General features: G+C 64.2%; 11 protein-coding genes. 10 read left to right on the forward strand and 1 reads right to left on the reverse strand.

Features of this window, described 5'->3' with window-relative positions:
• The 10 genes from JaAD80_RS22670 to JaAD80_RS22715 form a co-directional block, all read left to right on the forward strand.
• A partial coding sequence (locus JaAD80_RS22670; protein ID WP_146012487.1) for a flagellar hook-basal body complex protein occupies positions 1 to 711 on the forward strand: 711 nt, incomplete at its 5' end.
• Between the two features lie 182 nt (positions 712 to 893).
• Positions 894 to 1,637: a flagellar basal body rod protein FlgF gene (locus JaAD80_RS22675; RefSeq protein WP_102297711.1), complete on the forward strand. Its 744-nt coding sequence runs from the start codon at positions 894 to 896 to the stop codon at positions 1,635 to 1,637.
• A gap of 72 nt (positions 1,638 to 1,709) precedes the next feature.
• Positions 1,710 to 2,492, forward strand: a complete 783-nt coding sequence (flgG, locus tag JaAD80_RS22680) for a flagellar basal-body rod protein FlgG (RefSeq protein WP_102297713.1) — start codon at positions 1,710 to 1,712, stop codon at positions 2,490 to 2,492.
• 53 nt (positions 2,493 to 2,545) lie between these two features.
• Complete coding sequence (locus JaAD80_RS22685; protein ID WP_102297715.1) at positions 2,546 to 3,196, forward strand: flagellar basal body L-ring protein FlgH; 651 nt, start codon at positions 2,546 to 2,548, stop codon at positions 3,194 to 3,196.
• Positions 3,197 to 3,198: 2 nt separating this feature from the next.
• Positions 3,199 to 4,314: a flagellar basal body P-ring protein FlgI gene (locus JaAD80_RS22690; RefSeq protein ID WP_102297718.1), complete on the forward strand. Its 1,116-nt coding sequence runs from the start codon at positions 3,199 to 3,201 to the stop codon at positions 4,312 to 4,314.
• Between the two features lie 10 nt (positions 4,315 to 4,324).
• Positions 4,325 to 5,251, forward strand: coding sequence for a flagellar assembly peptidoglycan hydrolase FlgJ (flgJ, locus tag JaAD80_RS22695; protein ID WP_102297721.1), 927 nt, complete (start codon positions 4,325 to 4,327; stop codon positions 5,249 to 5,251).
• Positions 5,252 to 5,339: 88 nt separating this feature from the next.
• Positions 5,340 to 7,307 carry a flagellar hook-associated protein FlgK gene (gene flgK, locus JaAD80_RS22700; protein ID WP_102297723.1) on the forward strand — a complete coding sequence of 656 codons (1,968 nt, stop codon included), beginning with the start codon at positions 5,340 to 5,342 and terminating at the stop codon, positions 7,305 to 7,307.
• A gap of 65 nt (positions 7,308 to 7,372) precedes the next feature.
• On the forward strand, positions 7,373 to 8,614 hold the full coding sequence (flgL, locus tag JaAD80_RS22705; RefSeq protein ID WP_180979544.1) for a flagellar hook-associated protein FlgL: 1,242 nt from the start codon (positions 7,373 to 7,375) through the stop codon (positions 8,612 to 8,614).
• Between the two features lie 159 nt (positions 8,615 to 8,773).
• Positions 8,774 to 9,226, forward strand: a complete 453-nt coding sequence (locus JaAD80_RS22710; protein ID WP_102297726.1) for a MarR family winged helix-turn-helix transcriptional regulator — start codon at positions 8,774 to 8,776, stop codon at positions 9,224 to 9,226.
• Between the two features lie 51 nt (positions 9,227 to 9,277).
• A complete protein-coding gene (locus tag JaAD80_RS22715; protein ID WP_102297727.1) occupies positions 9,278 to 10,537 on the forward strand; it encodes an MFS transporter in 1,260 nt (419 codons plus the stop codon).
• Positions 10,538 to 10,546: 9 nt separating this feature from the next.
• On the opposite strand, the gene JaAD80_RS22720 is transcribed toward JaAD80_RS22715, so the two are convergent.
• On the reverse strand, positions 10,547 to 10,955 hold a 409-nt coding region (locus tag JaAD80_RS22720; protein WP_258003130.1), incomplete at its 5' end, for a LysR substrate-binding domain-containing protein.

Here is a 10,955-nt window from a genome sequence, read left to right on the forward strand (position 1 = left end):
GCCGCCGGCGCCACGCCGGCGCAGCTGGCCGCCATCGCCGGCACCTATGGCAGTGCGGTACCGGACGGCATCAACTCGAGCCGCACGCCGGACCAGATCGACGCCGCCATCGCCGCCGTCACCGTGGTGCCAGCCGTCAAGACCGCTTCGCTCGTGTTCAACACGGTCGGCGCCCTGGACAAGGCTGCCATGCTGGCCCTGACGCCGCCGCAATCGCTGCCCGTCACCGTCAACCTGCCGATCTTCCCCGCCACGGGCGCCAACGCGACCCTGTCGGTGAAGGTTGATTTCACCAAGTCGACCCAGCTGGGCATCGCCACGTCGGAAAAGAAAACCGTCGCCGACGGCTACCAGGCGGGCCAGCTGAGCCGCTTCGTGGTGAACGACGACGGCATCATCCAGGGCCAGTACAGCAACGGCAAGACGCGCAACCTGGGCCAGGTGGTGCTGAGTAACTTTGCCAACCCGAATGGCCTGGAACCGCTGGGCAACAACGCCTGGGTGGAAAGCTCGGCCTCGGGCACGCCGATGACGGGCGAGCCGAAGACGGGCACCCTGGGCAACTTGCGCGCCTCGGCGGTGGAAGTGTCCAACGTCGACCTGACGGCCGAGCTGGTCAACATGATCACCGCCCAGCGCGCCTACCAGGCGAATGCACAGACCATCAAGACGCAGGATTCGGTGCTGCAGACCCTGGTGAACTTGCGCTAACGTGGGGGCGCCTCGTTAAGCTACTGCGCGTGTCACTACCGGGCCGGCGTTGCTCGCTGTACTTTCGTACAGCTGCGCTACTCAACCCGGTATTGAACCGCTCGCTACGCTTTCCGAGGCACCCGTGATGTCGCACCAGTACCGGGGTCTGACCCCAGCTTTCGTTTTGCACGGAGAAACACATGGACCGTCTCATCTACACCGCCGGCTCGGGCGCCAAGCATATCCTCGACAAGCAGGCCACCACCGCCAACAATCTGGCGAACGCCACCAGCACGGGTTTCCGCGCGCAGCTCGATTCGTTCCGCGCCGTGCCCGTGGTGGCCGACGGCATGATGCCGACGCGCACCTTCGTCGTCGATTCGACGGTCGGTTCCGACTTCACGCAAGGTCCCATGCAGCACACGGGCCGCGCGCTCGACGTGGCCGTGGAAAATGGCGGCTGGATCGCCGTGCAGTCGGCCGACGGTTCCGAAGCCTACACGCGCAACGGCGCCTTGAAACTCAATGAAAACGGCATGCTGCAGACGCAGGCCGGCCTGATGGTGCAGGGCGATACGGGCCCGATGGCCATTCCGCCGGGCGTCACGGTGGCCATTGCCAGCGATGGCACGGTGGGTACGATTTCCACCGATGTGCCGCCGGGACCGTCGACGGTGCTGGGACGCATCAAGCTGGTCAATCCGCCCGAGCAGCAGCTGGTGCGCGGCGACGACGGCCTGTTCCGCCTGAAGGACGGCACGGTGGCGCAAGCCGACCAGGCCGTCAAGCTGACCACGGGCGCACTGGAAGGCAGCAATGTCAGCCCCGTCGACTCGATGGTCAGCATGATCGCCCTGGCGCGCCAGTTCGAGACGCAAATGAGTTTATTGAAGAACGCCGAGAATAACGCGGCGAAAGCCACCCAGATCCTCGCTTTGAATTGATGGGGGCGCCCGCATAATGGTCACATAGAAATAGTCTACAGGGCTCACCAGCGCTGTTATTGGAGAAAAATCATGATTCGTTCCCTTTGGATTGCCAAGACCGGCCTGGAAGCGCAGCAGACGCAGATGGACGTGATCGCCAATAACCTGGCCAACGTCAGCACCACCGGCTTCAAGAAGTCGCGCGCCGTGTTTGAAGACTTGCTCTACCAAAATGTGCGCCAGCCGGGCGCGCAATCGTCGCAGCAAACCCAGCTGCCATCGGGCTTGCAGATCGGCACCGGCGTGCGCACCGTGGCAACCGAGCGCATCCATACGCAGGGCAATCCCCAGGCGTCCGGCAATTCGCGCGACGTGATGGTCAACGGCACCGGTTTCTTCCAGGTGCTGATGCCGGACGGCGCCACCGCCTACACGCGCGACGGCTCGTTCCAGACGGATGCCAATGGCCAGCTCGTCACCTCGGAAGGTTTCGTCATCCAGCCCGCCATCACGGTGCCGACCAACGCGTTGAGCCTGACCGTGGCGCGCGACGGCACCGTGTCCGTCACCTTGCCCGATACCATTGCGCCATCGCAAATCGGTTCCCTGCAGCTGACCACCTTCGTCAATCCGGCCGGCCTGGAATCGAAGGGCGAAAACCTGTACATGGAAACGGGCGCTTCCGGCGTGGCGCAGACCAACACCCCGGGCACCAATGGCGCCGGCGTGCTGATGCAGGGCTATATCGAAACCTCGAACGTCAACGTGGCCGAGGAAATGGTCAACATGATCCAGACGCAGCGCGCCTACGAGATCAACAGCAAGGCCATCACCACATCCGACCAGATGCTGCAAAAGCTCTCGCAGCTGTAATTTCTTTTTTAGTCGTCATGCCATCCGCCGCCGGATGGCAGCGGAGGTTTGTCATGCATTACCCCATCATCGCCCTGTTGTCCGCAGTCCTGCTGTCCGGCTGCGCCATCACGCCCACCTCGATCGTGCAGTATCCGACCACCACGCGCGCACCGATGCCGGAACCGGTGGTCGTCAACAATGGCTCCATCTACCAGCCGTCGACCTACCGTCCCGCCTTCGAAGACCGCCGCGCGCGCCACGTGGGCGACACCATGACCATCGCCATCACCGAGCGCACCAACGCCGTCAAGGCGGGCGCCAGTTCCGGCAACAAGTCGGGCAGCGTGGGCTTCAGCACGCCGGGCATGCTGCAGGGCCGCCTGGGCGGCACCGTCTCCGCGAACGGCGCGACGAAATTTGCCGATGGCGACAACCAGTCCGCCAGCAACACCTTTTCCGGCGTGATCGGCGTGACGGTGATCGAGGTATTGCCGAACGGTAATCTGATCGTTGCCGGCGAGAAGCAGATCGCCATGAACAAGGGCACGGAATTCATCCGCTTCTCGGGCATGGTCAATCCGGACACCATCGGCACGGGCAACGTCGTGCCGTCGACCCAGGTGGCCGATGCCCGCGTGGAATACCGCACCAACAGCCAGATCGACCGCGCCGAGATGGCCTCGATGGCGTCGCGCTTCTTCCTCAGTCTGTTGCCGTTCTGATCATGGCGACCCCGACCTTTCCCCGCCTGCTGGCCGTCTGTGGCCTGGCGCTCTGCCTGCTGGCCCCCGTGGCGCAGGCCGAACGCATCAAGGACCTGGCCAGCATCGCCGGCGTGCGCCAGAATCAGCTGATGGGCTATGGCCTTGTCGTCGGTCTCGACGGCAGCGGCGACCAGACCACGCAAACGCCGTTTACCATCCAGAGCGTGGCGGCCATGCTGCAGCAGCAGGGTATCAACTTGCCACAAGGCACCAGCTTGCAGCTGAAAAACGTCGCCGCCGTGATGGTGACGACGGCCTTGCCCGCGTTTGCCCAGCCGGGCCAGCTGCTTGACGTGACGGTGTCGTCGATGGGCAACGCGAAAAGCCTGCGCGGCGGCACGTTATTGATGACCCCATTGAAGGGCGCCGACGGCCAGGTGTACGGCATGGCGCAGGGCAACGTCTTGGTGGGCGGCGTGGGCGCGCAGGCGGCCGGCAGCTCGGTCGTCATCAATCACTTGAGCGTGGGACGCATTTCCGGCGGCGCCACCGTCGAGCGCGCCGTCGCTTCGGTGCTGGGCGCCAACAACACCATCCGCCTGGAATTGAACGCCACCGATTTTTCCACCGCCAGCCGCGTGGTTGACGCCATCAACAGCCGCTACGGCGCCGGCACGGCCGCCGCGCTCGATGGCCGCGTGATCCAGGTGCAGTCGCCGGGCGGCAGCGACCAGCGTGTGAGTTTCCTGGGCCAGCTGGAAAGCATCGAAGTTAATCCGGCCCGCCTGGCGGCCAAGGTCATCATGAATGCGCGCACGGGTTCGGTGGTGATGAACCAGTCTGTGACCCTGGAAACGTGCGCCATTTCGCACGGCAACCTGTCCGTCACCATCAATGTCGAACCGCAGGTGAGCCAGCCGCCGCCCTTGTCGGGCGGCCGCACGGTGGTCACGCAGACGGCGCAGATCGATATCAAGAAGGAACCGGGCAAGGTCATGCTGGTCAAGGGCGGCGCGTCGCTGTCCGACGTGGTCAAGGCCCTGAACGCCATCGGCGCCTCGCCGCAGGACTTGCTGGCCATCCTGCAGGCAATGAAGGCGGCGGGTTCGCTGCGCGCCGAACTGGAAATTATTTGATGGGCACGCCATGATCAGTCAAACCGACCTCAGCAATACCGCCGCCTACGACGTCAAGGGCATGGATGGCTTGCGCCAGTCCGCCAAGGCGCGCGACCCGTCCGCCCTGAAAGAGGCGGCCACGCAATTTGAAGCCATGTTCATCAACATGATGATGAAAAGCATGCGCGAGGCCACGCCGCAGGACGGCATCATGGATAGCCAGCAAAGCAAGATGTACACCTCGATGCTGGACCAGCAGACCAGTCAGAACCTGGCCAAGCGCGGCACGGGCCTGGCCGACGTGCTGATCCGCCAGCTGTCGTCGTCGAACCAGGCGCTGGCCGCCGATGGCGCCGAAGCGCCGTCGCCCCGCTCATCGAGCATGGCGCAGGCGCTGGCCGCGTTCCGCCAGCAGCAGGGCGCCCTGACCGAGGGGGCAAGCGGCACCAGCGCCACCGGCAAGACCCTCAGCGACAAGGCCAACGCCACGCAGGCGCCGCACGTGCGTGCCTTCCAGGAAAAGCTGGGCGTGCATGCGGAAGAAGCCAGCCGCGCCACCGGCATCCCGGCCAAGTTCATGCTGGGCCAGGCCGCGCTGGAAACGGGCTGGGGCAAGCGCGAAATCATCGCCCGCGACGGCAGCAGCAGCCACAACCTGTTCGGCATCAAGGCCACGGGCGACTGGAAGGGCAAGGTCACGGAAGCCGTCACCACGGAATACGTGAACGGCAAGGCGCAGCGCAAGGTGGAGAAATTCCGCGCCTACGACAGCTATGCGGACAGCTTCAAGGATTATGCGCAGTTGATTACCAACAACAAACGCTATGAAAAAGTGCTGGCCAGCGCCGGCGACGCCAGCACCTTCGCCCACGGCTTGCAAAAGGCCGGCTACGCGACGGATCCGAACTACGCTGCCAAGTTGACAAAAATTATCAAGAATTCGCTGGTCGGCTAAGCCTCCGCCTGGCCCCTGTGCAGGCCGCGCGCTTCAAGTTTTCGCCGCGGCTGCCGTAAATACATTTGACGGTAACCAATAAGACACCATGACTTCGAATCTACTCAGCATCGGTAAGAGCGGTTTGCTTGCAGCGCAGGTGGGCCTGTCGACGACCGGGCATAACATCACCAACGCCAACGTGGACGGCTACAACCGCCAGGTGGTGCTGCAGCAGACGGCGCAGTTCAATAATGCCGGCTATGGCTTCGTGGGCAACGGTACCGAAGTGTCGCAGATCAAGCGCCAGTACGACAGTTTCATGGCCACGCAGGTCAACAATGCGCAGGCGACCACCAGTTCGCTCGACGCCTATTACACGCAGATCAGCCAGATCGATAACCTGCTGGCCGATTCCACGGCCGGCCTGTCGCCGGCGATGGCCGATTTCTTCAAGGGCGTGCAGGACTTCAGCTCGAATCCCTCGTCCGTCTCGTCGCGCCAGGCCTTGTTGTCGAGCGCTAACTCGCTCGTCACGCGCTTCCAGGGCCTTGCCGGCCGCCTGCAGGAAATCGGCGACGGCGTCAATTCGCAGATCACCTCGAACGTGAAGGTGATCAATTCCTACGCCAAGCAGATCGCCGAACTGAACATTTCGATCGCCGGCCTGACCGTCAGCGAAAGCAACCAGCCCAACGATTTGCTCGACCAGCGCGACCAGCTGGTGACGGAGCTGAACAAATACGTCAAGGCAACAGTCCAGCCTGGCCCGAACAATATGATCACCGTCTCGATCGGCTCGGGCCAGCCGCTGGTGGTGGCCGACAAGAACTTTGAACTGGCCGTCACGCCGTCGCAGACCGACCCGAGCCGCCTGGAAGTGGGCTATGTCATGGGCTCGAACGTCACCGTTCTGGCGGAAAACGCGCTGACGGGCGGTTCGCTGGGCGGCTTGCTGGAATTCCGCAGTGGCAGCCTGGACCGTATCCAGAATTCGCTGGGCAAGGTCGCCATCGCCCTGGCATCGACCTTCAATGAACAGCACAAGCTGGGCCAGGATTTGAATGGCCAGATGGGCGGCGACTTCTTCAAGATACCCGATCCCGTCATCGGCGCCGACGTGCACAACAGCGCCTCGGCCACCACCGTGCTGTCGGCCAAGGTCAGCGATCCGACCAAGCTGACGGCCAGTGATTACGCCTTGAAATATGACGGCACGAATTATGTCGTGACGCGCCAGAGCGACGGCGCGCGCACCACCATCAACCCGTATCCGCAAACGGTGCCGCAAACCATCGACGGCGTGGATTTTTCGATCTCGGGCACTGCCGTTGAAGGCGACAACTATGTCATCCGGCCAACGGCAAATGGCGCTGCCGGCCTCGGCGTGCTCATTACCGATCGCAACAAGCTGGCCGCCGGCGCGCCGATCGTCACGGGCGCGCCCGTGGCCAACACGGGGAGCGGCAAGCTCGGCGCCGGCAGCGTGGACAAGGCCTATCTGGCGCCAGGCAATGCCCTGACGGGTACCGTGACCCTCACGTACGACAAGGTCAGCGGCTCGCTGTCGGGCTTTCCCGCCGGCCAGGCGGTGACGGTCAAGGGCCTCGACGGCAACACCACCACGTATCCGGCCGGCACGGCGAATATTCCGTACAAGGAAGGCGACAACTTCAACTTTGGCGGCATCAACGTCAACATGACGGGCGCGCCGGCGCAGGGCGACACCTTTACCATTGCGCCGAACACGGGCGGGGTGGGCGACAGCCGCAATGCCGCCTTGCTGGCGGGCTTGCAGACCAAAAATATTCTCGATGGCGGCAAGACCACGTTCCAGGGCTCGTACGCGGAGACCGTCAGCTTCGTCGGCAACAAGACGCGCGAAGTGCAGGTCAGCGGCCTGGCCAGTCTGGCGTTGTTGCAACAAACCAGCACGCAGCAGCAAGCCGTGTCCGGCGTCAATCTGGATGAAGAGGCGGCCAATTTGCTGCGCTACCAGCAAGCCTACCAGGCGTGCGGCAAGGTCATGCAGATCGCCAGCACCCTGTTTGACGTGGTCATCGGTCTCGGACGTTAATTATTTAGACGAACTCACATGAATGAGCGGCGGCTTGTGGCGCCGCCATCAGGAAGGGCAGCATCATGCGCATCAGCACCAAAATGATCTATGACGCGGGCAGCAGCCAGCTGAACAACCTGCAGGGCGCGCTGAACCGTACGCAAATGCAGTTGTCGGCCAACCGCCGCAACCTGACGCCGGCCGACGACCCGATCGCTTCGGCGCGCGCGCTGGAAGTGACGCAGTCGCAATCGATCAATACGCAGTTCGTGACGAACCGCTCGAATGCGAAAAATTTCCTGTCGCAGGAAGAGCTGGCGCTGGCCAGCACCACCTCGCTCATCGCCGACGTGCAGGAGCTGGTGCTGAAGGCCGGCAATCCCGCGCTCAAGGATGTCGACCGCCAGAGTCTGGCGACGGAACTGAAAGGGCGCCTCACCGATCTGATGGGCATCGCCAACACCTCCGACAATGCGGGCGGCTACCTGTTTGCCGGCTATAAGTCGACCACCCAGCCATTCAGCCAGTCTCCGGGCGGCGCCACGTATGTGGGCGACCAGGGCCAGCGCGAGCTGCAGGTAGGCTCGGCGCGCTACCTGGCCACCAGCGACTCGGGCGCGGCCGTGTTCGAAGATAATTTGACGGGCAACGGCAAGTTCACCACCGCGCCCGATGCGGGCAACTTCACGCGTGGCGGCGCCGGCATCATTTCCGGCGGTACCGTCACCGATCCCACCAAGCTGACGGGCCACAAGTATTCGATCGATTTCCAGGTGACGGGCACGGGTACCGATGCCAAGACGACGTATACCGTGACCGACGTGACCCTGGGCCAGACCATCCCGAATCCGGCCGTGCCGGTCGATTACAAGTCGGGCGACGCCATCACCTTTGACGGCCAGCAAGTCAATATCGCCGGCAAGCCGGCCGACCTGGACAAGTTCACCCTGGAGCCGAGCGCCAAAGAATCGATCTTTACCACCATTACCAACCTGATCGGCGCGCTGGGCCAGCCCGTCTCTGGCGACGCGGGCCAGGCACGCCTGACCGCCAGCCTGAACGCGGCGCACGACCTTTTCGACACGGCCTACGACAATGTACTGTCGGTGCGCGCGGAAGTGGGCTCGCGCCTGAAGGAGCTCGACACGCTCGACAGCGCCGGCGACGACCTCGACCTGCAATATGCGAGCACCCTGTCGGGCCTGCAAGACCTGGACATGGTCAAGGCCATTTCCCTGTTCAGCCAGCAGCAGATTACCCTGCAGGCGGCGCAGAAATCGTTCACCTCGATCTCGGGCCTGTCGCTGTTTAATTACATCAGTTAAGCCAAACGTTTCAAGACCGGGCCGGGGCAGGGAGTGCATCTTCCGCCCCGGCTTTTTTGCGTCCGCAATCTGGCTATTTGAACAAGATATGCAGGCAAACTGTGCAGTTTACCTGCATATCTGTTATAGTACAGCCTGTTGATACACCCGACGGCACCCATGACCACCCCACACGACGATTCCCCAGACCACGAACAGGTGCCGCAACTGGCCAGCGAACTGCGCATTCTCATCGGCAAACTGCGCCGCCGCCTGCGCGAAGAATCGCACCTGGGCGACGTCACCATGTCGCAGGCGTCCGTGCTCAGCCGCCTCGAGCGCGACGGCCCGGCCACCGCCAGCAGCCTGGCGCGCGCCGAAGGCATGCGGCCCCAGTCGATGGCGGCCACCGTGCTGGCCCTGACGGAAGCGCAGCTGGTAACGGGCGCGCCCGATCCGGCTGATGGCCGGCAAACGATATTGACGCTGACGGACAGCTGCCGCGCCTGGATCGCGGCCAGCCGCGCCGCGCGTGAAGACTGGCTGGCGCGCACCATCGAAGCCCGGCTCGCGCCGGCCGAAGTCGCTGAACTGGAAAGGGCGGTGGCATTACTCAAACGTCTGGCGCAATGAACTGCTCATTGCGACCCTGAAACCCAAGGCTAGGAGGCCTTTCCCCCACAGATGAAAAACACATTCCGTTCGCTACGCAATCCCAATTACCGTATCTGGGCCGGCGGTGCCCTGGTGTCGAATGTCGGCACCTGGATGCAGCGCACGGCGCAGGATTGGCTGGTGCTCAGTGAGTTGACGCAGCACAAAGCCAGCGCCGTCGGCATCGTCATGGCCTTGCAATTTGGCCCGCAGCTGCTGTTGCTGCCCTTGACGGGCATGGCGGCCGACTTGCTCGACCGGCGCAAATTGCTGCTGTTCACGCAGGCGGCCATGGGTTTGCTGGCGCTGGGACTGGGCCTGCTGTGCATCAGCGGACAGGTAGCGCTGTGGCATGTGTATGTGTTTGCCTTCCTGCTGGGCTGTGTGACGGCCTTCGATTCGCCCGTGCGCCAGACCTTTGTTTCCGAGATTGTCGAGGAAGAAGACCTGAGCAACGCCGTGGCGCTCAATTCCACCTCCTTCAATGCGGCGCGCATGCTGGGCCCGGCCGTGGCGGGGCTGCTGATCAGCAGCGTCGGCAGCGGCTGGGTCTTCATCATCAACGCCGTCTCGTTTGCCGGCGTCATCGGTTCGCTGTTGCTGCTGCGGGTGGAATTGCTGCGCCGCGCGCCGCGCCTGAAGGCCACGCGCGCCAGCCTGGGCGAGGGCTTCCGCTACGTGCGCCAGCGGCCCGACCTGATGGCCATCCTGCTGATGCTGTTCCTCATCGGCACCTTCGGCCTGAACTTCCCGATTTTCCTGTCGACCATGTCGGTGACGGCCTTCCATGCGGGCGCGGGGCAGTATGGCGTGCTCAGTTCCATCATGGCGTGCGGCTCCGTGGCCGGTGCCTTGCTGGCGGCAGGCCGTGGCCGGCCCACGCTGGCACTGCTGCTGGGCGCGGCCGCGCTGTTCGGCTTTGCCTGCGCGCTGGCCGCCGTGATGCCCAATTACTGGCTGTTCGGCATCATGCTGGTGGTCATCGGCATTGCCGCGCAAACCTTCACCACCAGCGTCAACAGCAGCGTGCAGCTGTCGACGGCGCCCGCCATGCGGGGCAGGGTCATGGCCATCCTGCTCGCGATCTCGGCAGGCGGCACGCCGCTGGGCGCGCCGATTGTCGGCTGGGTGGCCGACACCTTCGGCCCGCGCTGGGCGCTGGGCATCGGCGCCCTGTCGGGCCTGGCGGCGGCCCTGGTGGGCGTGCGCTATCTGGTCAAACACCACCAGCTGAAACTGCATCTCGACATGCGCCGCTGGCGCCTGGCGCTGAGCACAGACCAGCACTGAACCTGGCGCTCAGGCCGGCAGCAGGGCGGCATGCGCGGCAGCGAGGATGGCTCCGCTCAAGCCGTCGAGCAGGCTGGACGCCGCGCGCGCCGTATGCCAGTGCAGGGGCACATCGAGAGGTGTAGCGGGCAGCAGTTCGACCAGGCTGCCATTGTCGAGACAGGGCTGGATCAGCGCCTGCGGATGCAGGCCCCAGCCCATGCCGGCCAGGGCGGCGGTGACGAAGGCGTGCGACGCAGGCAGCACATGGCGCGGCAGCTCCACATGCCTGTGGCACAGACGCCGCACCCAGCGCGCCTGCAGTTCGTCCTTGGCATTGAAGACGAGGCTGGGCGCCGCCGCCAGGCTGGCCGCGCCCACGCCGTGGGCGAAGTGCCGGCGCAGGAAGGCGGGACTGGCGGCCGCCAGATAGCGCATG

It is taken from the genome of Janthinobacterium sp. AD80, assembly GCF_002878455.1.
Taxonomy (GTDB): domain Bacteria; phylum Pseudomonadota; class Gammaproteobacteria; order Burkholderiales; family Burkholderiaceae_D; genus Janthinobacterium.